Here is a 24,198-nt window from a genome sequence, read left to right as displayed (position 1 = left end):
CTGGTTTTAAGGGGCCTATTATCAATAGACCTATTTCAATAGACTAGGATTACCTCCCACAAGTCTATTTTGTGCTTAGCTTGCTTGAGCAAGTGTCACATCGGTATCGTCATCCGCTTGTGGCGTGGTACCAAATTTGTGGAACATAACCAGACCAAACGCGGTTAATAGACCAAAGCCACCAATGATGTACCACATCATATCTGGACGACCTGCACCTTTGGCTACTTCTGCATAGAGGTAACCAGATAGAGGGCCGGCTAGTAAGAAGCCTATCGCCGAAGAGACGAAGTAGTAGCCCATAAACATGGCTTTTTTATCATTAGGCGCAAAGCTTGCGACATATTCTTGGCTCTTAGGTGAGGCCACCATTTCACCGATTGAGAATACCAAAATTGAGGTCAGTACCATGGCTCCGCCCATGATTGCGCCATGGGCAATACCGCCAATGGCAGTGCCGATGGCAAGAATAATTGTGCCGCCAACAAGTACTGGCAGGGCTTGGAAGCGTTCAACGAAGCGGCTAATCATCAACTGCATTACCACAATTGATAGGAAGTTAAGTCCGATAAGGTACTCAGGATTAACTTGGCGATACTCGCTTGCCCATGTTTGGGCATACTGAGCTGCGGCTGTTGGTGTTTGGGTTATAGCAGCAAAGCCTTGGCTTATTTCTGCCGTTGGCACCATCACCTTAGTGTGCACCAATTCAAAGTAAGCTTGTTGTACATTTAGCGTACCAGCAGCGACTTCGTGGCTTAACCGGGTCATTTCTGATTGCAATAGACTTAAATCGACAGGAGCAAAAAACTGCTGCAGATCAGGATAGCCTGCAAGCATCAAGACGAGATCTGAGGTATCGACAAAGTCACGAATATAAATAGGCAAGGTAATAAAAATCTGCTGGTAGACCATCCACATACCAGAGAGGATCAGTAGGTAAATAACGAAGGGTTTATTACCTAGACTTATCTTTTGTGCATACCAAGGGGCCTGCTTGCTAGATGAGGCTAATTTGTCCCAGATGATATGAGATGTAAACCAAACGGCGTAGATGATTAATGTGGTTTCCCCCGTGATCCATTTAGCACCGTAAGACATTAAGATGATTAAGGTACCAAAGAACAAAATAGCAAAGCGTGCGTTACCTAATACTTGCTGGATATCTTGGAATACCGCTTTTAGAGGCTTTCCTTTCTGTTGGCTCTGATCCGTTGGTTCTTTATAGAAGAAGTAAGCTGGGATGAAGTTAACCGCAATCCAGAAGGCTGACATGATAAATACCCAGTCCCAGCTTATCGCTCTAACATAACCTGCGATAAATGGGCCCAAGAAACCGCCGATATTGACCATCATATAGAAGATCCCGAAGCCTAAGCCGCGGTTAGTATCATCTGTGGTTCGTGCCACCGTGCCGGTGACGACAGGTTTAAAGCAGGCGGCACCAACCGCAACGCCCATAAAGGCGACAAAGAAGCCCATAAAGGTATCGACTTGACCTAATAAGTAATAACTTGGGCACATGATGGCGTAGGCAACGAGGAACATCTTGCGGTAGCCATAGCGGTCGGCGAGGGCGCCTGTTAGAACAGGAAATAGATAGAGGAAGAAGGGGATCATCCCCTGCAATAAGCCACGCTCTTGTTCGGAGAATCCTAGACCGCCTTGATTTTGTGGTGAGGTCATATAAAGCGAAGAGAGAGCAAAAAAGCCATACCAAGCAAGGCGTTCAAAGATCTCCATGGTATTGGCTACAAAGAATGTAGGGGGCAGCGCAGTGCGTCCTGCTTGAGTCATATTATTATCCGTATATTTTATACATTTTGAGTCATGCTACCACATGTTGCAAAAAAGTGGAGGTTATTGTGCAAAATAGAAGCTGGTTGGTTCAGTAGATAACAAGCCAGTATTGGGCGGGTTTTAGGCTAGCTCGGTTAGGTGTGTAATAAGCCGTAGAGTAAATAGAGGTAGAAAATTAACTTAAATCCTTACTGGAGTTGCCTTTGCGCTTGATTCGGTCATAATAGCGCGAATTTTTGAGTTTACTTCTAGTGTGATAATAATATGGCAGTGTTAGACATTTTAACGATCCCCGATGAGCGCCTTAAGCGTAAAGCGGTTCCGGTAACAGATATTGAGTCTGTACAAGGCTTTATCGATGATTTGATTGAGACTATGTATGACACCGACGATGGCATTGGGTTGGCTGCAACTCAAGTTGGTAGCTTGCATGCTATCTTGGTCATCGATCTCTCTGAGGAGCGTGATCAGCCAATGGTATTGATTAACCCTGAGATAGTAGAATCTCGTGGTGAATACCAAGGTGAAGAGGGCTGTTTATCGATTCCTGGGTATCGCGCTAAGGTAAATCGTCATGAAGGCGTTAAGGTAAGCGCTTTAGATCGTCAAGGTAAAGCATTTGAAATCGATACCGATGAATTCTTAGCCATTGTGTTGCAGCATGAAATGGATCACCTTAATGGTGTGGTGTTTACTGACCATCTTTCTATGCTAAAGCAGCAGGTTGCCCTAAAGAAAGTAAAGAAGTACAGATAGATTCTCAATTATTAACATCTAATCTTTAGCATCTAGTTCTCGACATAAAGCTTGTCGGTGATAGATGTCGTTAATGGTTCAAAAAAAAGCGTCCCTTACCTGAGGGGCGCTTTTTTGCTTTAAGCCTAAACCATCTTTTTCAGAAGGTGGATCTTTTACTTTAAGCCCATTTCGAGCAGTATCGGGCGCCTTTTGCATCAGTTTACTCCGCTAGCGACGTTATCTTTAACGTGTTTCGGTATATACTCTTGCGGTTATTAAATTGTGAGTCTGTTCTGTGCAAGTCATATTATTAACCCATGAACGTGAAGCTACCCGTCCGACGAATACTGGCAACCTAGCTCTTAAACTGTTTCCCAAAGATTGCCAGCGGGTAATGTGGTCACGTGTCGCGCCTTCTGCAGAGCTGTTAGCTAAGCTGCAAGAACCTGAGACTGCGCTGTTATTTCCAGAAGATGACACTGACGAAACTGACGAGAGCTCTGAACAGAATATGTGCCAAACACAAGAGCCGACTCATAGAGAGCATGAATTTCAGTCACTGCCGAAAACTTTAGTGATTTTAGATGCGACCTGGCAAGAAGCGCGCAAGATGCTGCGCCAAAGCCCTTACTTGAAAGCGGCGAAGACCTTTTCATTAAAGCATACCCCTGAGTCGCAGTTTAGTTTGCGGCGTAATCAAATAGAGGGCGGATTGTGCACAATTGAGTGTATTATTGAGCTGTTTAAGCAGGCCAATAAGCAAGATGAGGCCGAGCGACTCACTGAAGCATTTCAAGCATTTTGTCAGTGAGCTCACTTTAATAGTAACTATTGAGCAAAGAGTGCACGTAATCCTTGATTACAGAATAATTAAATCACTGTTAGATAGATACACAGAAAGTGACAAACTGCGCCGCCTAATACAAATAGGTGCCAAATAGCATGATTAAAAGGGATACGTTTAGCGACATAAAAAATAACCCCTAAGCTATAAAATAATCCGCCTGCAATTAACAGATTAAAGCCAAGATCTGACATGTTAGCAATTAAGTCTTGCATCACAGTTACACAAAGCCAGCCCATCACCAGATACAGCACCAGACTGAAGGCCTTAAAACGTCCAATAAATAGAGTTTTAAATAATACTCCACCAATTGCCAGTGACCAGATAGCAATCAGAATCCAATCGGCTTCGCTGCTGGTTAACGTGATAAGCATCAGCGGTGTATAGGTACCTGCGATCAACAGATAGATAGCGCAGTGGTCGGCAATTTTTAGCCTATGTTTGGTCATTGGTGATGTCGCGCTGTGATATAAGGTCGAGCACAGAAAAAGCAAAATAATACTACTGCAGTAAACAACCACACCCGTTAACTGAACAAAACTTAAGTGATCAAAGCCCTTTAGTAAACACAGAATAAGCCCGACAATACCGACAATGACACCGATACCATGGCTTATACTGTTTGCCAGCTCTTCTCTAGCACAGTAGCTAGCCACTGTTATTTTCTTAGCTGTAGGATGAGAACCTTGATTGTCTGAAGCTGTCGCTTGTTCTACTGCCATCGTATAAAAGACTTCTGGTTTGACCACAATTAGGGGCAGTGTAACATCTTTCATTGGAAAAGCTAGAGTTTAAGCGAACACGTGTAAGCTAAGTTTTTTGTCGTCTAGTTTCAAATTTATTTTGCATGTAACCCTGAAACAGTAGCCTAGTAGTATTAAGAAATGGTTAAGAGTTGTTTGAGGTTGCAGCATTGTGGAGTGAAAAAGCCAGCAGCTAAAAAATGTTGAACTAAGGTAAAAGGTTGTTGCTCTAGATTGATGCCATTATAGGAAGAGTGCTTAAAAGGGATTAAGTCATTGAGATATGCAGGACGGCGGGAGGTAAGACTTAAGCAAAGGGTCTATGGTGAGGAGATCGTTACAGTAGACAAACTTGATGAGCCTGACACCAAGTTAAATTTTGTTTGCCCTGATAGTGAGTTTAGGATCAACTCAAGCTTATTAACTGAGAAAAATGACCAAAGACAATTCAAAGGTTTAACAATAACCCTTTGTGTATTATTACTGCACATCATAGCTATTGCTGCGATTGATGATTTATGGATTAGATCGGCACCTTTAATAAAAAAAGTTTCTGCTCCAAAAATTCAATCCTATCTCTATCATGCTCCTCAAAAAGTGCCTGAATTAGAAGCATCGATAGTAAATCAAGTGACACTCGAGCAAGTTTCTACAGCCAATCCATCATCAATATCAGCACTTGTTAACGCACCAACGAGTGGGTTAAATGATCAAGCAAAGCCCCCAAAAGCTGCGTTATCTGAGCCCGCAACTTCTGACATATCTCTTCAAGCGTCTCTAAATACAACAGCTAAAAGTAAGAGTCGTACGTCAAGCGTGAACCGGTTTACTCAGTCTTATTTAGCAAAGCAAAGAGCCAGTCAACTCGACTCGCTGGTCATAGAGCGTGCTGCAAAATATACCCAGCAGCGCTCCCTTAGTGAGATGGACGGCGACATGCAGGAGCTAGTTTTTCCTGAGGTTGATACATATAGCAAGGTGGCCACAACTGACCATGTACTCGACCCTAATCGCATCATTAGGAAGGGGGATACTTGTTATCGTATTGTCAAAATTGGTGATCAAATTAACCCTTATGCTGAGACGATCGGTTTTCCATTTAATTGTGGAGGAGATAAGGTTAAAAAAGCGATTAACGATGCGATAGCCGCAAGATTAAACAAGCGAATGGTCGGTAAACAGCGCTAAATATTAAGTGAAGAAAATGGCATGGATGGTCTGGATACTTATAAAAGAAGTCATAAAATAAATTATAAAAGAAGTGATAAAAATTCATAGTTGTGATTGGCTTTTAGTCTTTCGCTGGTATTTGTGCTTATATTTCAGTGGATTAATGGTTTGGCTGTGTGTTGTTAACTTCTGGTCTAATTACTTTTTAAGCTCTTGTATCGAACCTATCTATGAGTCTATACTGCCAGCTCATCTTGTCGGAGTGCCATATGGCTGAGACCGTTAATTCGGGATCCGTTGAACCTGATCAGGCTAGAACCTGCGAAGGAAACAAGCGAAACTACTGCATAACATGGCTTTTAAATAAGCGCCAAAAGCAGTATTTCGGTGGTTACGTGTAACTAGAATTTACCGCTAGTTATATGTTCAACTTTTCACATTCTCATTTTCTCCTGGCAAGCAACTTCATTTCTTATAAAAAGTGAGTTTGCTAATGTCAAATCGCCGCGAAACCCGTGCTCAAGCACAACAGTTTATTGATAACCTAAAACCGCTACAGCACCCAAATTCGGAGAAAGTTTATCTTGAAGGCAGTCGCCCAGATCTTAAAGTGGGCATGCGTCAAATCCATCAAAGCGACACCTTAGTGGCTGGTGATGAAGCCAACCCCGTATTTGAAGCTAACCCGCCGCTAAAAGTATACGACTGCGCGGGCGCTTACTCAGATCCTGATGCAAATATTGATGTACGCAAAGGTCTTGAAAAATTCCGTGAAAACTGGATTGAAGAGCGTGGTGATACTGTGCAGCTTACAAGTGCCAGCTCAGGTTTTACCCAGCAGCGCCTCGCAGATGATGGCTTAGATCATCTAAGGTTCGAGTCGTTGCTGCCACCACGCCGTGCAAAAGAAGGCAAACGTGTCACCCAATTGCATTATGCCCGCCAAGGCATTATTACCCCTGAGATGGAATATATTGCCATACGCGAGAATATGGCCAAGTCTGAGGTAACCGACCCTATTCTGACCCAAAAAGATAAAGGTGAGAGCTTTGGCGCGGTGATTGGCGAGCCAATTACCGCTGAATTTGTCAGACAAGAAATTGCTCGTGGCCGCGCAATTATTCCTCTAAACATCAACCACCCTGAAGCTGAGCCAATGATTATTGGTCGTAACTTCTTAGTTAAAGTGAATGCCAATATTGGTAATTCGGCGGTGACGTCATCCATCGAGGAAGAAGTCGAGAAACTGGTTTGGTCGACCCGATGGGGCGCCGATACCGTGATGGACTTATCTACTGGGCGATATATCCACGAAACTCGTGAATGGATTATTCGTAACTCTCCTGTACCCATTGGTACCGTGCCTATTTATCAAGCACTAGAGAAGGTTAATGGTGTTGCCGAAGATCTTAACTGGGAAACGTTCCGCGATACCTTAATCGAACAAGCTGAGCAGGGCGTTGATTACTTCACCATTCATGCCGGTGTATTACTTCGCTATGTGCCGATGACCGCTAAGCGCCTAACAGGCATTGTTTCTCGTGGTGGCTCTATCATGGCGAAATGGTGTCTATCGCATCATAAAGAAAATTTCCTTTATGAGCATTTTAGAGAAATTTGTGAGATCTGCGCCGCCTATGATGTGTCACTTTCATTAGGCGACGGCATGCGTCCAGGCTCGATTGCCGATGCCAACGATGAAGCCCAGTTCTCTGAGCTAGAAACGCTTGGCAAGCTCGTTAAGGTTGCTTGGGAATATGACGTACAAACTATCATCGAAGGCCCTGGGCACATTCCAATGAACTTGATTAAAGAGAACATGGATAAGCAGCTTGAGGTGTGTGATGAAGCGCCGTTTTATACCTTAGGCCCACAAACCACGGATATTGCTCCTGGGTATGACCATTTCACATCGGGGATCGGCGCGGCAATGATCGCCTGGTATGGCTGTGCAATGCTGTGTTATGTCACGCCTAAAGAGCATTTAGGTCTGCCTAACAAGGATGATGTGAAACAAGGGCTAATCGCTTATAAGATTGCCGCTCATGCCGGTGATGTGGCAAAAGGGCATCCGAGCGCCCAAATACGTGACAACGCATTATCAAAAGCGCGTTTCGAGTTTCGCTGGGAAGATCAATATAACTTAGGGTTAGATCCTGAGACGGCGCGCGCATATCACGATGAGTCTTTACCTCAAGAGTCTGCCAAGGTCGCTCATTTCTGCTCTATGTGTGGCCCTAAGTTCTGCTCAATGAAGATTACCCAAGAGGTGCGTGATTATGCCGCAGCTCAGGAGCGTGAGGCTGAGGCTAGAGTGATTGATATCAAATCTGCTACAGAGTATGACTCATACACTGGCAGTGAGTCTGATACGGCAAAACGTGCATCGCAAAGAGAGCAAGGCATGGCGCAAATGTCGGCCGAGTTTAAAGCTAAAGGTGCTGAACTTTATCATGAAGCGAGTCATAAACAGCCTGATGTTGCGTTAGAGGATTAATCATGGCAAACGCACATACATTGCCTGTTAGGCTTCCTGTTGTATGGACGATAGCGGGCTCTGATAGTGGCGGCGGTGCAGGCATTCAAGCGGATCTGGCAACAATGTCAGATCTTGATGCCCACGCCTGCAGCGTTATCACTGCGGTGACAGCACAGAGCTCTGTAACTGTGGCATTGGTTGAGTCTGTATCAAGTCAAATGTTGAAGTCTCAGCTAGACACCTTAGTTAGCGACCTACCGCCAGCAGCCATTAAAATTGGCTTGCTGGCCGAGCAGGCTCAAATTGATTATCTAGCCAAATGGTTAGCTAAGCAGCAAGCTAGTTGGCGTCAATCTGGCATTGTAGTGCCTATTATTTTAGACCCTGTGATGGTGGCTACCTGCGGTGATGCACTGGCAAATGGCGGAAGGCTTGATTTTACGCCGTTTAAAGGATTACTCACATTAATCACGCCTAATGTGAGTGAGTTAGCCATTCTGGCTGCAACAGAGCTTGAGAGTGTTGATGCATGTATCTCGGCAGCCAAACAGCTATCAGAACAGTTAAGCACTTCGGTGCTAGCCAAAGGTGGCGATCTTGGTCCAGCCTGGTGTCAGCATCAGGCTAATGATTTACTCGTTTGTACTGATGTTGAAGGAATATCTGATAAGCATCAGTGGCAGAGTTTTTGGTTATCAAGTCATCGAGTCAATAGCCAAAATAGTCATGGTACAGGCTGCACCTTGTCATCGGCAATTGCATCTGTAATGGCCCATGGCTTTGTGCTCAATGATGCGATTGTTGTGGCAAAGGCCTATGTGAATGCAGGACTGATCGCCAGCTATCAGCCGGGCAGTGGACCTGGATGCTTGGCAAGAACGGCATGGCCAAAAGACTTACAGCAATTTCCCTATATCAAAGTTATCACAGCAAGCGATACCGAACCTATGTCGCTTGCTGCTTGGGAGTTGATGAATAATCAGCGAGGCGACTTTAAGCAGATTGATGGCACCTTGGGATTATATCCTGTAGTTGCTGATGTTGAATTGCTACAAATCTTGTTAAAAGCGGGGGCTAAAACAATTCAGCTGCGAGTTAAGGATGCAAGTTCGCCAACCCTTGAAGCGCAGATAATCAAAGCCATTGCTCTAGGTCGTGACTATCAATCACGAGTGTTCATTAACGATCACTGGCAGCTTGCCATTAAACATCAAGCTTACGGGGTTCACCTTGGTCAGGAAGACTTGCTCGACAGTAATTTAAAGCAGCTACGTGAAGCTGACATTGCACTTGGGTTGTCGAGTCATAGCTATTTCGAAATTTTGTTGGCAAAGCAACATCAGCCATCATATATCGCATTTGGGCATATATTTCCCACCACCACCAAGCAGATGCCATCTTTGCCTCAGGGGCTAGAAAAACTGAGCCGCTATGTTTCTTTGATGAAAGGCGAGCTGCCAATCGTCGCAATTGGCGGCATAGATGCAGCGCGCCTTAGAAGTGTTAAAGCAACGGGTGTGGATGACATCGCAGTGGTGCGAGCTTTGACTGAGGCCGATGATCCCACTGCGGCGTTTACGGCTCTGAATAGGGCATGGGCTGATGAGAAATAGTATGTCACTCACTGATAGTGATTTTTTACGATACTCGCGTCAGGTGTTATTGCCTGAAGTTGGCGAGGCTGGTCAGATTGCCATTTCCAAGTCTCATGTTGTTATCATCGGCGTTGGTGGCTTGGGCAATCTAGTTGCTCAGCAGCTAGCCGCCGCTGGTGTGGGTCATATCACTCTTGTTGATGGAGATAGGGTAGAGCTGTCAAATTTACCCAGACAATTGCTATTTGACGATAGCGATATCGGTAACAATAAAGCGCTGGTGGCCAAGGATAAACTCAGCCGTGCCTACACTCAAACTCAGCTTATCGCGGTGAGTGAGCATTTAACTCAAGACAATATCAGTCAGGTGTTAACACTTGATGAGCCCTATGCTCAGCTACTCGACTGCACTGACAACTTCGAAACCCGACAGCGAGTCAATAGGTTTGCGATCGAGAGCCGTACCCCTTTGGTGTCGGCATCGGCGGCAAATTTTCAGGGACAGCTGCTCAATATCAATCAACAGCATAATCCACAATCTGGTTGTTATCACTGTTTGTATCCAGCTGATATGTCGGTGAATCAAACTTGCCAAACTGTCGGTGTTTTGGGGCCTATGGTCGCAGCGTTAGCGTCAATGCAGGCATTAATGGCGCTGCAACAATTATTAGGAGATAGGCAGACGGTAGGTAAGCTGTTTCGCTTCGATGGCAAATCCTTTAGTTGGCGAGAAGCCCGTTTACCGCGTAGCCCCGAGTGCGTGATCTGTGGGGACGTTCAAGGTCTATCTGGTGCCGAAAAAAACTGCGGCAAGTTACCGTCTACGGAGAAAGAATATGTATAAAGGTAATGACAGCATTGCTATCAGTATCAATGATGAGAGCAAGCAAGTTGCGATTAACTCAAGCGTGCAAAGTGTGATTGAAATGTATGCCGAGGTGAGAGGCGTGGATATTCAAGGTATTGCTATAGCGCTAAATGGTGAAGTCTTGCCTCGTGTTCGCTGGCAGACAGTGTCTTGTCTGGCGGATGATAAGCTTGAGATTTTTTCAGTAGTTGCGGGAGGCTAAAATGTTAACGATTGCCGATCACCAATTTGAATCGCGACTATTTACTGGCACAGGAAAATTCGCAACAGCCCAAACCATGTTGGATGCGGTAGGGGCTTCTGAGTCTCAATTAGTGACTCTAGCGGTTAAAAGGCTAGATCTTAATACTGGCAGTGACAATATTCTTAAGCCATTAATCGATAGCGGGGTAAAGCTACTGCCGAACACCGCTGGGGCGCGGAACGTTAAAGAAGCGCTGTTTGCCGCGCATCTTTCGCGAGAAATGCTGGGGACCAACTGGATAAAGCTTGAGATCCACCCGGATCCCAAATACCTGATGCCCGATCCCATTGAAACCTTGGAGGCGGCGCGTATTTTATGCGAACAGGGCTATGTGGTCTTGCCCTATGTTCATGCCGATCCTGTGCTGTGCCGCAGGCTCGAAGAGGTCGGCTGTGCAGCGGTAATGCCGCTTGGCAGTCCTATTGGCTCAAATCAGGGACTGGCAAGCGAACCTTTCTTAAAGATCATTATCGAGCAGGCCAAGGTGCCTGTGATAGTCGATGCGGGAATTGGCGCACCTTCTCAGGCAACACATGCGATGGAGCTCGGCGCCGATGCCGTACTGGTTAATACCGCCATAGCTAGTAGTCGCGATCCGGTCACTATGGGGCGCTGTTTTGCTCAAGCTGTTAATACTGGACGACAAGCTTATATCGCAGGTTTAGGCGCCGTGAGTCATCAAGCGCACAATACCAGTCCGTTAACGGGGTTCTTAAATGATTAGCACTTATTTTGTTGTTAAGGAGTGCTTATGAGCTTTGTTGATGTGTTTAAAAAGCTGTCTCGTTCAGAGCTTAAACTCAGATTGTATTCAAGCACAGCTGCGGATGTTGAGTGCGCAATGCAGAAACCATCGGGAGACGTAGATAGTTTACTTGCGCTGTTGTCACCGGCGGCTGAGCCATTTCTTGAGCAGATGGCTCAGCAAGCTGTCGCGTTAACTCGTCAGCGATTTGGCGCGAGTATCGGCATGTATATTCCGCTCTATCTTTCAAATCTCTGTGCCAATGAGTGTGATTATTGTGGCTTCACCATGAGTAACAAAATCAAGCGTAAGACTTTAACTGACAGTGAAATCAAAGACGAGATGCGATCGATTAAGAGCATGGGCTACGATTCAATTTTACTGGTATCGGGTGAGCATGAGTCGAAAGTGGGCGTGCCATACTTCAAGCAGGTGTTACCACTGATCACAGAGCAGTTTAGCCATGTGGCCATGGAGGTGCAGCCGTTGGAAGAGCAAGACTATAGAGAGCTAGTCGCAGAAGGGCTCGATGCGGTGATGCTATACCAAGAAACCTATAATCCTGTGACGTATAGCGAGCACCATACCCGAGGTAAGAAGAAGGATTTTGGTTATCGGCTCGAGTCTCCCGATAGGGTAGCGAGAGCTGGTGTCGATAAAATAGGTCTTGGGGTATTACTCGGCTTAGATGATTGGCGACTCGACGCACTATTAATGGGGCATCATTTAGATTACATGGAGAAAACTTATTGGCGCAGTCGTTATAGCATTTCGCTTCCAAGGTTGAGGCCTTGTACTGGTGGGGTAACGCCAAAGGTTGAGCTGACTGATAAAGGCTTAGTGCAGATGATCTGTGCCTTTAGATTGTTTAATCAACAACTAGAGATTAGTCTATCGACACGCGAAACGCCTAAGCTACGGGATAACCTATTTACACTAGGGGTAACTAATGTTAGTGCAGGAAGCTCGACGCAACCCGGCGGCTATGTTGAACCTAACACCGAGCTGGATCAGTTTGAGATCAGCGATGAGCGCTCACCGCAAGTGGTTGCTAACGCAATGCTTGAGCGTGGATTAAACCCAGTATGGAAAGACTGGGAAAGCGGCTGGTGATTGCGCTATAAGTACATACTAGCAAGGTGAATCATTAGAGGTTGTTTTCTTTTACAGTTTAGATAGGCTAATAATTGCCTGGTAGGTTTATGGAATGCAAATTAAAAGGATTTACTTTGAGTATGTTTAGACAATATAAAACACTTGAGCTGAGTGGTAATCAAATCAAGCTCGACTACCATAGTTTGTCGGGAACATTGAGGGTAACCAGCGAAGGCAGTATCGTGTTCAAAAAGTTCTTATGGCTATTTTTAGCACTAATGATGGGATAAATACTAAGTTATAGCTTGGGAGCAAGGATGGCGTCACTGCGAAAGAAAATGGAGCAACATCTTTTTTGTCAATGTAAGCATTGCCAGAGTAAGCAGGTTTTCGTGAGTTTTAGGTTTGTGCCTAATATTCTGAGCTATCCCCTCGGCTTAGGGGGATTGACCTTAATTGGCATACAGCCAGTACCGATAAAGCTGCGCTGCAGAGAGTGTCAACGTAGCTTTTTCGCAAGCGGTATACATCATTAATGTTTTGCAATTAGCAATAGATGGTTTTTATTGTGTAGGCTTCAGCTTCATTAGAGGTACTTCTTAAGTACAGCAAACACTTCTTTCGGACTGATAGGCTTGGCTAGGTAGCCATCTGCGCCGAGTCTAAGCCCAAGACTTTCATCGGACTCCTCTGCAAGCGCACTGACAATAATAACGGGTAGCTTTGATGTTTGCGGGTCTTGCTTTAGATCTTTAAGTACTTGGTAACCATTTTTACCCGGCATCATGATATCCAAAAAGATAACATTGGGTCGCTGGATATTTGCAATATCAATCACATCAGCACCAGAGTTGACCGTGGTGACTTGGTAGTCATCGCCTAGTACTGACAGTAAAAGACTCGAACAAATAGGGTCATCATCAACAACCAGTATTTTTGCTTTATTCATTCAGATACACTCCTAAACTCACCTGCGATCGGGCTCCAACCTTTACGTAATAACCCTATCATTATACAGGGATATTAGCTAACTCTAACGCTATTAATCACTATTCAGAGTTTTTGAACACCATAGAGATTATGATAATGCATGACTAGAGCTTGTGGCTGTACTTTGTACAAAAATTAGATAATAATTGAACGATTAAGTTTCTATTTTAGTGGAGATGTTATGCAGATACCACCGAGTATTATCTCTGGCCAATATGGCTTTCAGTCTGCTCAGTCAGATTTAACGCAAGCGACGATTGATGTTGCAGGTGCGAGTCAATCAGCATCTGGCACAACGACGGTTTCCACTGGTGGAGTGACAGAAGCATTAGTCGATGCAACTCAAGCTGTTATTCATGCTCAGGCGTCGGCAGAGGTGATACAAACCTCGTCAGATTTGATTGGCAGCATAATCAATATTAAGGTGTAAGTTATTTTAACGATATCACCCCCTTCAATCTTAACTCGTCCCAAGTGCACCTTTTAAGGTATTTTCCTTCATATTTTCATTCCATTTTACAAATTGATTATTGGTGCTAACTGTTTATATAGCCTATTGTTTATGGACTGTGTGTAACAGGGGGTATCATGCTTAAACAGGGAAGTTGGTCCATAAAGACATTTTTGCTAGCAGGAAGTGTCGCAATTGTTATATTGCTCATTGTTAATGTATCTATAACTCAGTACGTGTCGAATACTAAGTTGGATTTATCAAGGCTAGAAAATGAGGTTGTTGTATCAGCCAATACATTACTGATGATACGGCGCAGCGAAAAGGATTTTATTAGTCGAATAGACCCGAAGTATACTTTTCAAGTACTGGATTTTAAAGCGAAATTGGTACAGCAATTAACTCAGATTGATCGGTTGCTGACTCAAAGTAATTTAGATATAAGCTATAATAATCAACGAGTATTAGAAGAGCTTGATGATTATATAGACACTTTTTCTATGTTAATTAATGAAATATACAGCATCAATGGTACCAGTGCTGAGCAAGGTTTACTCGCACGGTTTGAACACAACTCTAATGAGCTCCAATTACTCACTAATCAGTTAAAAGATACAGAACTATTAGAACTTATTATTGCCAATCAGCTAACAGTATTTGATTTTTTTAAAAGTTTTGACTCCAGGTTACTCACAAGGATTACTCATCAGTTTAAAATAATAGAACAGCACATTATAGATAAACCTCAATCTACATTACCGTTGCAACAAGCATTTTTGTCATTTGAGCATGCTTTTTTTCAGTTACAGTCATCGATGAAAAGGAGAGGTTACTCGGAGTCGTTAGGCTATCATGGAACGCTCAGGCAAAATGTTCACAGTGTGGAACGTAGTCTAGAAACTTTGTTTAATACGATCCCGCTTAAAGTTGATAAAAGTGTTTCAGGGTTAGTCGTTACCCAGTCTATAGTAGAGCTGCTATTAGTGCTCTTAATCATTGGGATCCTATATTATATTTTTTATGCCATCACTAGGATGGAGAAAGGGCTTATTTTCGCAAGAGAAAAAGAGCAACAGGCGAACAGTGCTAAAAGCTCATTTCTGGCTAATATGTCTCATGAAATTAGAACGCCGCTCAATGGTATCATTGGTATGACAGAGATTCTAACGGACTCAAAACTTACAGCGATACAGAAAGATTACCTTGCAACAATTAACTCGTCTTCTCAAACCTTATTAATGTTAATAAATGATATATTAGATTTATCAAAAATTGAGTCTGGCCACCTTGAGTTTTGTCCGCATACTTGCAATATAAAAGAGGTTATATATGACACTGCTGCTTTAATTACACCTAAGGCTCAGCAAAAGAATATAGTACTCAGAATTATAATCGGCGATGAAGTGCCAACATATATCTGCGCCGATGAACAAAAGCTGCGTCAGATTTTAATGAATTTAGCTTCGAATGCCATTAAGTTTACACGTTCAGGTTCGGTGTCATTTAAATTAGTGGTAAAAGCGGAGGAAGGTGAGAATATTCGTTTGCTCTTTTCAGTTAAAGATACTGGAGTCGGTATAGATAAGAATAAGCATGCGAAAATATTCGAGGAGTTTCAACAAGAGGAAAGTAATACTTCCATTGATTATGGTGGAACGGGGTTGGGCCTCTCTATTGCCACCAAAATGGTAAAAATAATGGGGGGCGAAATAATGATTAGTTCTGATAAAGGTGTTGGGAGTGAATTTCATTTTATCTTAGCCTTTCCAAAACAAGAAGAAAGAGTCTGCGAACGACTCGACTCACAACATTTGATTTATTGTGCGATTAAGCATAGCCCTCTTCTAGTTCAAAATATTATTGATTCAAATCATCAACTCGATAAAATAACTAAAGTGTCTGAAATCAGGCCGCTATTAAAGCCTTCAAGTGTAATCGTGTTAAATGTTGATGATATTTCCGATAAACAGGTACTGGTTGATATTGCGAAAGAGTGTTCATTGACTCCAATTATCATTGCTAGAGCAAATAATTCGATTAATACTGATTTTGGTGAGCTGGTCGCTGGATACATTACATTGCCATTGTTAGGTGAGCGTTTGAATACCTTAATTAAGTCTGTATCCCATTGTCAAAAGCAAGAAGAGGATCTTGTCCCGTTAAACAGTGACTCCCAAAAGAGTAAGAAAATAGTGCTGGTAGTTGAAGATAATAAAGTGAACCAACAGGTTGTCTCTATTAACTTAAAAAAGCTAAACCTTCCGTATCTTATCGCCAATGACGGCAGGGAAGCATTGGAGAATTATAAACGTCATATCGGAGGCGTTTCTGTCATTTTAATGGATTGTATGATGCCAATCATGGATGGTTTTGAGGCAACGAGAGCAATTCGTATTTTTGAAAAAGAAGAAGGCGAACCGCGAGTTACAATTATAGCCTTAACTGCATCAATTTTAGACGATGATATTCAAAAGTGTTTTGAGTCAGGGATGGATGATTACTTGCCAAAGCCTTTCAAGCGAGATGTATTGGTCCGCAAACTTGCGAAGCAGCATTAACAATGATTATTTGTATCGCTATATTCACAATATTGCTTATAAAATGAATGGTTTAACATGCTTAATGAGACTAGATAGAGCTCAGGTTTGAGCCCTATCTAGTTATGTTAGATATTATTATGTTCGGAACTAATGTTGGTTATTTAGCTTGTCTTTTTATCGGTGTTACCTGTTTCGGAAGATATTTTTTGGTCGCCTTTAACTCTGACAGATAAGGACCCTTGTGCAACTTTTCCGGCCAATCCAATAACATCATGGCTAATACATTTCGGTGTTCACCAATAACCAGATCGGGGTTTCCTCGCGGTGAAGGGATTATCTGCTCCTTAGTGTCGAAGGCGTTAATAATATGCTGCTGGGTTTTCTTCACCACTGGGTGATCAGTTTTGCCTGCAAGTAAGAAGCTGATCCCCACTTCGGCAATAATATCGTCGGTGGCATCTTCTAAGATGCGATCAATATTGTGCTCAAAATGGTCGAGGATCCAAGCGAACTCTTTGGCGTCGACATTATGCTGATAATATTCGCTAGCGGCAAAGATAAAGTGGGTCATGCCGTATAGCTTATTACGATATTGTTTCTTATTGAGTTTATCGTCTTTGTTATCTGGATAGACCTCAATAAAGGCTTGCTTATAATCCGCAAGATAGTCACCTACGCCAATCTGTTTAGCCCAGTAAACATAGTTCACTAGCTGTGCGGCCCAAGTTTCAATCATAGCTTTATCAGTTAAACCGGTTTTTAGATCGGCTTTTTTCAAAACGGCGGTAAGCTTGCCATGACAGGGGCCTGTAAATCCAAATTCATCGATACGACTTGAGTAACGCAATAATACATCGGTATAGAAGATGAATTCAGGGAAGGGCTGAAGTGCTTTCTTGCGAGCCTTAGCGCGAGGTCCTTTACCTAATACCGATATGGCTTGTTCGGCTTGCTCAATGATGAAGTTTTCCTTATCTAGATTACAGGCGTAGAAGGCTTGTGCCTCGGTAACGGCATAAAGGTCAACGAGTGCGGCATTAGCGTACTTAGCATCGCCAGTCATACGGTATTGGCGAATGCCATAATGACCTTGTACGCGAGGTGGCAGTTCAAATAGGTGTTCTTCGAGATTGTTTTTGATCCCTTGATAAACCTGACTCTTGGTTGACTCTGTGACAGCAAGGTCTGCGGCAAAGCTATTTGCGCAAAAGAGAGCAGCGGCGAGGGTGCTGATCTTGATGATTGAGGGCATGTTGAGTCCTTTTGATGAATGAGTCATTGGTTAATGGTCCATCGAACAACAGTTGCAGTATATTGGCGATGCTATTAGATGATTCATTAACGACTAAATAATCGAAAACAAGTTTTTGATTCTGACAGTCTTTTGTCGATTGGTAAATAACGTTTGCAAGTGCTTGTTGCCATATCTTTTGATAGTAGAGCGGCCCTTCATAGACGATGGCACTGAAGGTGTATGGTGCATCCTTGATATTGTCCCAGTTGGCCGAAAATGCCTGAGTAAAGGCATGATGCAAATCGAATTTTAATAAGCTACCGGGCGCTAAATAGGTATTAAGGGCGACCTTTGCTCTGAACACTTGCAGTTGTTTGGCATATTTCAGAACAATGGCTTCTCTGCTGTCGGCTGCTAACTTTGGCATAAGCTGGTTTTGAAGGTATTGCTGCAACCAAAGTGTGTCGATCTGTGCGGTATCTTGAGTTTCTCCTATTGTATTATTTAAATAAAATGGCTGCCCAGAGGCAAATTGAGTAATAATTTTCGCCATAGACTCGATTACAGCACTTTGTTGTTGGTAACTATCTAACTCAGGTTTAAGCAATAGCTCGACTTGGCCAAATTGTTGACCAACAACCAACTGGCGGATCCGCTTTACACCGATTGTCTTGGCATGGCTGAGATAGATTTCACCCATTAAACGCCCGTCTAAGTATGCACGATACACCCTTTCGTTAATTGGGGTCACGGCAATACCAAAAGCTTCAAGTTTGGCCGCTATCTGTATTAACCATTGTTCAGCTAAAACAGGCTCAACCGAGGTTGATCTCGCTTTGGATAGGACGAAGCCGAGATCCCAGGGCGCGATACCGATTTGTTGAGTTTGCACACGCAAGAATTCTGCAACCAGGCTAGGGTTAGATAGCCATTGCTGGTCGAGTTGCTCGCTGGCAAAATCGTTAAAGCCGTAATGTTTCGCCTGTTGCTGGCGTAAGTCCTTAATTAAATCTAACGAGCTTTTATTCTTAATCGATGCCCGAGCCTGATAGGCTTGCCACACTTCTTTGCGGCATTGTTGATCAGGCTGCTTGATAAGATAACTGGCTAATGAGCCATTAAAGTCGGCTCCCTTTGTAGCATCTTTGTTTTGGGGGAGCTTACAGCTATTGTTGGCGAAATTAAGGCTAAGTGATTGGCTGCTTACACCTTGTTTAAATGCCGCTTGGGCGGTATGTAATTGCGCTTTGTATTTGGGAGCTTCGGTGTTGTTAGCAATTCGGTTAATGCGCATAGCCAGTGCTTGCACGTCAGGGTTGTCACTTTCAGCGAGTTTAAATCGTATTGACTGAAACTGAGTAGACTTAAAAAATAGGGCTAACTCATCGGCTAAATATAGCTGGCATTGTAGCAGGCGCTCTCGGTCTGCGTAGGTGAGTGAAAATTGTCGATAGTACTTAATTCTGTCATTGATATTAAAAAAACCAATTAAATCACGTTCGAGTTTAACGGCAAGAGTACGGCTGTCGCTTGCATGATTAAATGGCTTATCGGGAAAACGATAAGCCATACATTGTTCGACAAGGAGCGGAATTGGAGACACGGCAGCCAGAGCTGCCGTGTTAAACCAACAAACAAAAAACAACAATGGGCTTAATAGCCAAGTAAATTGTTTAACTGTTGGCACTGAAGTGTATTTTTGCATACGCCACACGTTCTTCTACAGTCATGTTGTGGTTGCCCATTTTTTCAACATGACGAAGATTGGGCAATATACCACGACCGTTGGCTATCTGTATGGCTAGACCAGGACGTGCATTTAGCTCAAGTAGAAGTGGGCCTTTATTCTTATCTAGCACCATATCGGTACCTAGATAACCCAGCTCTGACATTTCATAAGCCATCGATGCTGTATGCAGTAGCGTATCCCACTGCGGAACTGCGATCGAGATCAGTTTCTTCTGCGTATCAGGGTGAAAGTCAACAGGCTGATCGAATTGAACTGCATGTAAACCTTTACCCGTTGCGATGTCTATACCGACGCCAACCGCGCCTTGGTGTAGGTTGGCCTTACCGTCAGACGCCGCAGTCGATAACCGTAACATTCCCATGATGGGGAAACCTTTAAAGATGATCAGACGTATATCTGGTACACCTTCATAAGAGTAGCCATCAAATACAGGATCAAATTGAATCAAGCCTTCGACAATGGCCACATCTGGCTTTCCGCCAAGAGAAAATAGCCCACTGAGAACGTTTGATACGTGGCGGTAGACTTCTGATGGCGTAACTTCTTGCCCATTGGGCTTGTAGTAACGACCATGCTCGACTTTAGTGACAACCAAAATTCCTTTTCCGCCAGAGCCCTTAGATGGCTTAATCACAAAGCCGTCTTTATCGTGAACCATAGCGGGTATATCGGCAATCTCATGCTGCTCACACACCGTACCGATTAAATCGGGTACGGCGATATTATTAGCAAGGGCTAATTGCTTAGTGGTTAGCTTATCATCCACTCGCTTATAGTATTTACGCGGATTATAACGACCTATATAGTCGATATTACGCTTGTTCATACAAAGCACGCCGTTGCGTTTTAAGGCAGAAGGGCTCGCTAGAAACATTATTTTTCTCCAGCTAGAGGCTTAAAGCGTTTAAGCTCAAGCAAGCGATATCCAGTGTATTGGCCCATTAATAGCACTAGCGCCAAGATCACCAAATGAATGCCTAAGAAGTTAAATACCCAATGCTGGACCCAAGTTGCGCTCATTGCTAGGTAGGCAAGTGTTGCCACAAATAGACTGCCACCACCTTGTACGATAACTTCTTTTGGACCTTCCTCTTCCCATAGAATAGACATTCTTTCAATGGTCCACGCCAAAATAATCATTGGGAAGAAGGTAATGGTTAAGCCTTCGCTTAAGCCAAACTTATAAGAGAGCAGTGTAAAGAGACCTATGATGCCTATCACCACAATGATGACGGCAGAGATCCTCGATATGAGCAATAGGTTTAGTTCTGATAAGTAGGAACGGATCATTAAACCAAAGGCGACGATGAGCAAGAAACCAATCAAACCCGTTAAAAGGGTGGTTTGAATGAATGCCAATGCAATCAATACTGGCATAAAGGTACCAGAGGTTTTGATACCGATAATTACCCGAAGAAAAACCACCATTAATACGCCGATAGGGATAAGTAAGATCCCTTTAAATAGGCTCTGCTCTTCAAGTGGTAATTGATAAAGAGAGAAGTCTAAGGCGTTGTCATTTTTCATGACATCAATTGCGGTAGCCAGTGCCGAGCGCGTATCTTGTAGCATAGAGAAGTTAACTTGTGAGTTAACTCCACCTATAACATCGAGTACAGATGTGCCACTGCGATCCCATAACAGTAGATTGTCAGGGCGACCTTGACTGCCATCTTCAGCATTGAATAAGTACCATTGGCCATCATGGTAAACTTCTACAAAATTAGATAATTGCTGTCTACGACGTTGATCTTCGAGATAAAGGCCACTGACTTCTTTAGCTGGGAGCCCTTTGCTGTGAAGCATTCTGATAAATAATTTAGTCGGTGTATTACTTGTAAGTAGTAGCTCGATATTCTGGCTACGCTCGTTGGCATTTAATACTTTGTTTAGCTGCTGGGCGAAAGAAAGGCTAGTGGCACTGCGTGACCAAACTTCTTCAATCACCTGCTGCGCAGCTGCTTCTTCGGTCGCAGGCCAACTATATGTGGTAGGAACCGCTGGCACTCCATCGGCTAGAAGCTTATTTTGACCCGTTGGGATTAGGGTTACTTTATAATAAAGATCTTGCTTGCCCGATGCGCTACGGACTGACCAAATTGCACGGCGGTCGATAGCATTATTGGTGATGGTTAAGCCATAACCCGGTGACGTGGCATTTTCAACCAGAATTTCATAGGCAGGATCTTCAGGCAAAGAGAAAGAGACTTCAGCAGGCTCACCAGTTCCTTGAAAGCTGACTTTGGCATCGACTGCCCAGCTCTGTACTTGTTTACCTGGAAGGAAAGGTACGCTGTGCTCAATTCCACGGTAGACACTGGCGGCAATTCCGCTAATAAATAGTAACGCCACTAAAATATAAAAGGGTTTTTTAGAATGCATTTGCATTTATCCTATTTTTTTGTCTTAGACGGCTGAGCGTCTTGTTTTTTTCCATGGATATAATTTTGTCCAACATCGACAACAGCGATGTCTTGCATAAACTTGCGTCCAAGTAACAATGGATACTCCAAATGACTGCGATCGCTTAAGTTTAGCTCTGTCTCGGCCTTATATTGACCTATCTCTAGGTGTGCATGGATAACGGGTCTGCGATCACTTTTCTCATCAGAGTCTTGCTTGATCCTTACAAAACGTTCAACTTTTGACTCAAATGTCTTAGCTGGCTGCTTATCACCTTGAGTAAATACGTCAAATCGAACCCATTGACTGCCATCTCTTTCAAATAGAATGATATTACGTGCATCGAGCGATGAAGATTCGGCGCCGGTGTCAATTCGAGTATCAAAACTTGCTTTAACCTCATCGACATAAACGTTTTCGATAGCGCCTAGCATAAACTTGTCACCAATAGGTGAAGGAGGGCATTGTACTGGCGCGATAACGGGAACGACTGCCGCTTTTTCCTTGACGTTAAGTTGCTCAACTTTGGTATTGAGTTCTTCAATTTGCATGGTTAGAGAGGCAAAGCCGACTGACTGTGCTTGATTGCAGCTATCGATTGCACCAAGAATATTCGTTTCTTGTTTAGTTAGGCTGGCTTCTAACGCAGCGGCATCAACAGGGATCGGTGCGTTGTTTTCTTTCGTCGTTGCGCAACCCGATATCAGGGCTGAAATCGCGGCGATACAAATTATCTGCTTGAACATAGTGCTTCCCATTACTATTTTGGCTAGATCAAATCTTTATTAGGTTGATTCTTGGTGGCAATGATTGTCGCCCTTTTAGGCGCTGGATAACCTTCAACCGTAAGGCTAACATCATTAGGGTCTAAATAGTCTACTAATGACTCATTTGGCATCCATTGAGTGCTTCTTTGCTCTGCAAGTGAGGTCACATCAACATCGACACAACGTATGTCGGTGAAATCACACTTCTTTAGCCAAAGCATCAGCGCATCAACAGAGGGCAAAAACCACACGTTATTCATCTTGCCATATCTGTCTTTTGGCACGAGTACGGTATTTTCATCGCCATCAATCACCAGTGTTTCTAGTACTAGTTCACCACCAGTGCGGAGCTGATCTCTTAACTGATAAATGTGATCAATAGGCGAGCGGCGGTGATATAAAACCCCCATCGAAAAAACGGTGTCGAAGGCATCTAGCGGTGGTAACTCTTCGATGCCAAGCGGTAGGAAATGAACGGGATGTTCATTACCGGCTAAACGTTTAACGGCTTCGAACTGGCACATAAACAGAGGTGATGGATCGATACCGACTACGTGCTTAGCACCTTCGCCTAACATACGCCACATATGATAACCACTACCACAACCAACATCTAACACGGTGCGATTGGCTAGGGGGGAGATATGTGGCACGACACGCTCCCACTTCCAGTCTGATCGCCATTCGGTATCAATTTCTACGCCGTGTAGTGAGTAGGGGCCTTTACGCCAAGGTTTAAAAATCCCTAAAAGATTCTCAAGCTTCTCTCTTTCGCCATCACTTAATTGTTCACCAGAACCAATTTTTACACTGGTTTTGAAATCTATGATGTCGGCGTCAGGGTAATGCAGTTTATTGAGCACTTTCTCCCACTTTGGTAGGGAGCCATGTTTGTGATCACGTTGCCACTGACCAAGAATGGATGGAAGCGTCTCTAACCAGTGTTGTAGGCTGGAGTCTGAAATTTGTTTGTAAAACGAGCTAAAGCTAATCACTTAATTGCCACCATTGATGCAAAATTAAAACATTGGAACCAAACGCTGAACTGGCTAAACCCTTGTGCTCTGATCCTATTTTCGTGCTCGACGAGCGTATCAGGCTTCATTACATTCTCTAACGAACTGCGTTTTTGACTGATCTCTAACTCACTGTAACCATTTGCTCTTTTGAAATCGAGGTGTAAATCATCCAATGTTGTCTGGATATTATCTTCTTTAAAGTAGAGCTTTTCAGACAGTACGAGTAAACCACCAGGCACAAGACCTTGGTAAATATTTTTAAGCAGACTTTCACGATCGCTAGGAGCGAGAAATTGCATCGTAAAGTTAAGTACGACTAGAGAGGCATTCTCTATTTTGATATCGCGAATATCACCACAGACTAGCTCTACAGGCGTTTCACTAACATAAGCCGATAAGTTTTCATTACAGCGCTCAATCATAGACTCGCTGTTATCTATAGCGATGATTTGGCAGTTACGGCCTTCGACACGGCGGCGAATACTCAATGTGGCGGCGCCTAATGAGCAACCCAAATCATAAATTTTACTGTTAGGGGTAGCATATTTTTGTGCTAAATCACCTATGGTATTGATGATTTGACCATAACCAGGAACAGAGCGTCTGATCATATCGTTAAATACACCTGCTACTTTGTCATCGAATTGAAAATCGCTGACATGTTCGTACGGCTTGGCAAAGAGATTGTCTTGTGAAGAGTTCATGTGATCAAATTGTGGGAGT

The 24,198-nt window shown here is 43.6% G+C and carries 22 protein-coding genes and 1 riboswitch; of the genes, 12 read left to right on the top strand and 10 right to left on the bottom strand.

The genetic code is table 11. The features are described 5' to 3' along the window. Nucleotides 1–75 precede the first annotated feature (75 nt). Nucleotides 76–1,797, bottom strand: coding sequence for an MFS transporter (locus SPEA_RS12635; RefSeq protein WP_012155622.1), 1,722 nt, complete (start codon nt 1,795–1,797; stop codon nt 76–78). Nucleotides 1,798–2,064: 267 nt separating this feature from the next. Between SPEA_RS12635 and def the strand changes: the two genes are divergently transcribed. Further along, the gene (gene def, locus SPEA_RS12630) at nt 2,065–2,556 is read left to right on the top strand and encodes a peptide deformylase (protein WP_012155621.1); all 492 of its coding nucleotides are present in this window, start codon (nt 2,065–2,067) and stop codon (nt 2,554–2,556) included. Nucleotides 2,557–2,833: 277 nt separating this feature from the next. Beyond that, a complete protein-coding gene (locus SPEA_RS12625; protein WP_012155620.1) occupies nt 2,834–3,349 on the top strand; it encodes a DTW domain-containing protein in 516 nt (171 codons plus the stop codon). A 59-nt stretch (nt 3,350–3,408) separates the two neighbouring features. On the opposite strand, the gene trhA is transcribed toward SPEA_RS12625, so the two are convergent. Then, nucleotides 3,409–4,158, bottom strand: coding sequence for a PAQR family membrane homeostasis protein TrhA (trhA, locus tag SPEA_RS12620; protein ID WP_012155619.1), 750 nt, complete (start codon nt 4,156–4,158; stop codon nt 3,409–3,411). Between the two features lie 243 nt (nt 4,159–4,401). Between trhA and SPEA_RS22420 the strand changes: the two genes are divergently transcribed. The 8 genes from SPEA_RS22420 to SPEA_RS23270 all read left to right on the top strand — a co-directional run bounded on the left by SPEA_RS22420 (nt 4,402) and on the right by SPEA_RS23270 (nt 12,611). Further along, nucleotides 4,402–5,313: a hypothetical protein gene (locus tag SPEA_RS22420; RefSeq protein ID WP_012155618.1), complete on the top strand. Its 912-nt coding sequence runs from the start codon at nt 4,402–4,404 to the stop codon at nt 5,311–5,313. Between the two features lie 230 nt (nt 5,314–5,543). Then, a riboswitch (TPP riboswitch) is annotated at nt 5,544–5,642 on the top strand. Nucleotides 5,643–5,788: 146 nt separating this feature from the next. Beyond that, nucleotides 5,789–7,792: a phosphomethylpyrimidine synthase ThiC gene (thiC, locus tag SPEA_RS12610; RefSeq protein ID WP_012155617.1), complete on the top strand. Its 2,004-nt coding sequence runs from the start codon at nt 5,789–5,791 to the stop codon at nt 7,790–7,792. 2 nt (nt 7,793–7,794) lie between these two features. After that, nucleotides 7,795–9,387 (top strand): thiamine phosphate synthase, encoded by a 1,593-nt coding sequence (thiE, locus tag SPEA_RS12605; protein WP_012155616.1) that lies wholly within the window; start codon nt 7,795–7,797, stop codon nt 9,385–9,387. 1 nt (nt 9,388) lies between these two features. Beyond that, the gene (locus SPEA_RS12600) at nt 9,389–10,213 is read left to right on the top strand and encodes a HesA/MoeB/ThiF family protein (protein ID WP_150102229.1); all 825 of its coding nucleotides are present in this window, start codon (nt 9,389–9,391) and stop codon (nt 10,211–10,213) included. Then, complete coding sequence (gene thiS, locus SPEA_RS12595; protein WP_012155614.1) at nt 10,206–10,439, top strand: sulfur carrier protein ThiS; 234 nt, start codon at nt 10,206–10,208, stop codon at nt 10,437–10,439. The genes SPEA_RS12600 and thiS overlap by 8 nt, the downstream gene beginning before the upstream one ends. Nucleotide 10,440: 1 nt before the next feature. Further along, a complete protein-coding gene (locus tag SPEA_RS12590; protein ID WP_012155613.1) occupies nt 10,441–11,205 on the top strand; it encodes a thiazole synthase in 765 nt (254 codons plus the stop codon). Between the two features lie 27 nt (nt 11,206–11,232). Continuing rightward, on the top strand, nt 11,233–12,339 hold the full coding sequence (gene thiH / locus SPEA_RS12585) for a 2-iminoacetate synthase ThiH (RefSeq protein ID WP_012155612.1): 1,107 nt from the start codon (nt 11,233–11,235) through the stop codon (nt 12,337–12,339). A gap of 122 nt (nt 12,340–12,461) precedes the next feature. Next, nucleotides 12,462–12,611: a hypothetical protein gene (locus SPEA_RS23270; protein WP_190272070.1), complete on the top strand. Its 150-nt coding sequence runs from the start codon at nt 12,462–12,464 to the stop codon at nt 12,609–12,611. Between the two features lie 296 nt (nt 12,612–12,907). Here SPEA_RS23270 and SPEA_RS12580 read toward each other — a convergent pair whose 3' ends face one another. Further along, nucleotides 12,908–13,270, bottom strand: a complete 363-nt coding sequence (locus tag SPEA_RS12580; protein WP_012155611.1) for a response regulator transcription factor — start codon at nt 13,268–13,270, stop codon at nt 12,908–12,910. 222 nt (nt 13,271–13,492) lie between these two features. Here SPEA_RS12580 and SPEA_RS12575 point away from each other — a divergent pair, with 222 nt between their 5' ends. Further along, nucleotides 13,493–13,741 carry a hypothetical protein gene (locus SPEA_RS12575; protein WP_012155610.1) on the top strand — a complete coding sequence of 83 codons (249 nt, stop codon included), beginning with the start codon at nt 13,493–13,495 and terminating at the stop codon, nt 13,739–13,741. Between the two features lie 158 nt (nt 13,742–13,899). Further along, complete coding sequence (locus SPEA_RS12570; protein WP_012155609.1) at nt 13,900–16,320, top strand: hybrid sensor histidine kinase/response regulator; 2,421 nt, start codon at nt 13,900–13,902, stop codon at nt 16,318–16,320. A 139-nt stretch (nt 16,321–16,459) separates the two neighbouring features. On the opposite strand, the gene SPEA_RS12565 is transcribed toward SPEA_RS12570, so the two are convergent. Genes SPEA_RS12565 through cmoA form a run of 7 tightly spaced genes read right to left on the bottom strand, consistent with a single transcriptional unit; the run spans nt 16,460 to nt 24,179 of the window. After that, the gene (locus SPEA_RS12565) at nt 16,460–17,554 is read right to left on the bottom strand and encodes a DUF3541 domain-containing protein (RefSeq protein WP_012155608.1); all 1,095 of its coding nucleotides are present in this window, start codon (nt 17,552–17,554) and stop codon (nt 16,460–16,462) included. Further along, nucleotides 17,499–19,241, bottom strand: coding sequence for a M3 family metallopeptidase (locus tag SPEA_RS12560; RefSeq protein WP_012155607.1), 1,743 nt, complete (start codon nt 19,239–19,241; stop codon nt 17,499–17,501). Before SPEA_RS12560 ends, SPEA_RS12565 begins: the two co-directional genes overlap by 56 nt. Beyond that, nucleotides 19,210–20,160, bottom strand: a complete 951-nt coding sequence (locus SPEA_RS12555) for an alpha-L-glutamate ligase-like protein (RefSeq protein WP_012155606.1) — start codon at nt 20,158–20,160, stop codon at nt 19,210–19,212. Before SPEA_RS12555 ends, SPEA_RS12560 begins: the two co-directional genes overlap by 32 nt. Next, a complete protein-coding gene (locus tag SPEA_RS12550) occupies nt 20,160–21,668 on the bottom strand; it encodes a UUP1 family membrane protein (RefSeq protein ID WP_012155605.1) in 1,509 nt (502 codons plus the stop codon). The genes SPEA_RS12555 and SPEA_RS12550 overlap by 1 nt, the downstream gene beginning before the upstream one ends. A gap of 11 nt (nt 21,669–21,679) precedes the next feature. After that, nucleotides 21,680–22,435: an ATP-dependent zinc protease family protein gene (locus SPEA_RS12545; protein WP_012155604.1), complete on the bottom strand. Its 756-nt coding sequence runs from the start codon at nt 22,433–22,435 to the stop codon at nt 21,680–21,682. Nucleotides 22,436–22,458: 23 nt separating this feature from the next. Then, complete coding sequence (gene cmoB, locus SPEA_RS12540; protein WP_012155603.1) at nt 22,459–23,451, bottom strand: tRNA 5-methoxyuridine(34)/uridine 5-oxyacetic acid(34) synthase CmoB; 993 nt, start codon at nt 23,449–23,451, stop codon at nt 22,459–22,461. Beyond that, nucleotides 23,448–24,179, bottom strand: coding sequence for a carboxy-S-adenosyl-L-methionine synthase CmoA (gene cmoA, locus SPEA_RS12535; protein ID WP_012155602.1), 732 nt, complete (start codon nt 24,177–24,179; stop codon nt 23,448–23,450). The genes cmoB and cmoA overlap by 4 nt, the downstream gene beginning before the upstream one ends. Nucleotides 24,180–24,198 lie beyond the last annotated feature (19 nt).

Origin of the sequence: Shewanella pealeana ATCC 700345 (genome assembly GCF_000018285.1) — a bacterium.
Lineage (GTDB): Bacteria > Pseudomonadota > Gammaproteobacteria > Enterobacterales > Shewanellaceae > Shewanella > Shewanella pealeana.
The sequence above is the reverse complement of the archived record's forward strand: the minus strand, read 5'-3'. Positions and strand labels throughout refer to the sequence as shown.

What these genes read in the sequence shown, in the direction of transcription:
- SPEA_RS12590 (WP_012155613.1), top strand. Translation starts at nt 10,441, where the DNA reads ATGTTAACGATTGCCGATCACCAATTTGAATCGCGACTATTTACTGGC.
- SPEA_RS12550 (WP_012155605.1), bottom strand. Translation starts at nt 21,668, where the DNA reads ATGCATTCTAAAAAACCCTTTTATATTTTAGTGGCGTTACTATTTATT.
- thiC (WP_012155617.1), top strand. Translation starts at nt 5,789, where the DNA reads ATGTCAAATCGCCGCGAAACCCGTGCTCAAGCACAACAGTTTATTGAT.
- SPEA_RS12565 (WP_012155608.1), bottom strand. Translation starts at nt 17,554, where the DNA reads ATGCCCTCAATCATCAAGATCAGCACCCTCGCCGCTGCTCTCTTTTGC.
- thiE (WP_012155616.1), top strand. Translation starts at nt 7,795, where the DNA reads ATGGCAAACGCACATACATTGCCTGTTAGGCTTCCTGTTGTATGGACG.
- SPEA_RS12580 (WP_012155611.1), bottom strand. Translation starts at nt 13,270, where the DNA reads ATGAATAAAGCAAAAATACTGGTTGTTGATGATGACCCTATTTGTTCG.
- SPEA_RS12600 (WP_150102229.1), top strand. Translation starts at nt 9,389, where the DNA reads ATGTCACTCACTGATAGTGATTTTTTACGATACTCGCGTCAGGTGTTA.
- thiS (WP_012155614.1), top strand. Translation starts at nt 10,206, where the DNA reads ATGTATAAAGGTAATGACAGCATTGCTATCAGTATCAATGATGAGAGC.
- SPEA_RS12560 (WP_012155607.1), bottom strand. Translation starts at nt 19,241, where the DNA reads ATGCAAAAATACACTTCAGTGCCAACAGTTAAACAATTTACTTGGCTA.
- SPEA_RS12555 (WP_012155606.1), bottom strand. Translation starts at nt 20,160, where the DNA reads ATGTTTCTAGCGAGCCCTTCTGCCTTAAAACGCAACGGCGTGCTTTGT.
- SPEA_RS23270 (WP_190272070.1), top strand. Translation starts at nt 12,462, where the DNA reads ATGTTTAGACAATATAAAACACTTGAGCTGAGTGGTAATCAAATCAAG.
- SPEA_RS12575 (WP_012155610.1), top strand. Translation starts at nt 13,493, where the DNA reads ATGCAGATACCACCGAGTATTATCTCTGGCCAATATGGCTTTCAGTCT.
- SPEA_RS12635 (WP_012155622.1), bottom strand. Translation starts at nt 1,797, where the DNA reads ATGACTCAAGCAGGACGCACTGCGCTGCCCCCTACATTCTTTGTAGCC.
- cmoA (WP_012155602.1), bottom strand. Translation starts at nt 24,179, where the DNA reads ATGAACTCTTCACAAGACAATCTCTTTGCCAAGCCGTACGAACATGTC.
- SPEA_RS12545 (WP_012155604.1), bottom strand. Translation starts at nt 22,435, where the DNA reads ATGTTCAAGCAGATAATTTGTATCGCCGCGATTTCAGCCCTGATATCG.
- thiH (WP_012155612.1), top strand. Translation starts at nt 11,233, where the DNA reads ATGAGCTTTGTTGATGTGTTTAAAAAGCTGTCTCGTTCAGAGCTTAAA.
- SPEA_RS12570 (WP_012155609.1), top strand. Translation starts at nt 13,900, where the DNA reads ATGCTTAAACAGGGAAGTTGGTCCATAAAGACATTTTTGCTAGCAGGA.
- trhA (WP_012155619.1), bottom strand. Translation starts at nt 4,158, where the DNA reads ATGAAAGATGTTACACTGCCCCTAATTGTGGTCAAACCAGAAGTCTTT.
- def (WP_012155621.1), top strand. Translation starts at nt 2,065, where the DNA reads ATGGCAGTGTTAGACATTTTAACGATCCCCGATGAGCGCCTTAAGCGT.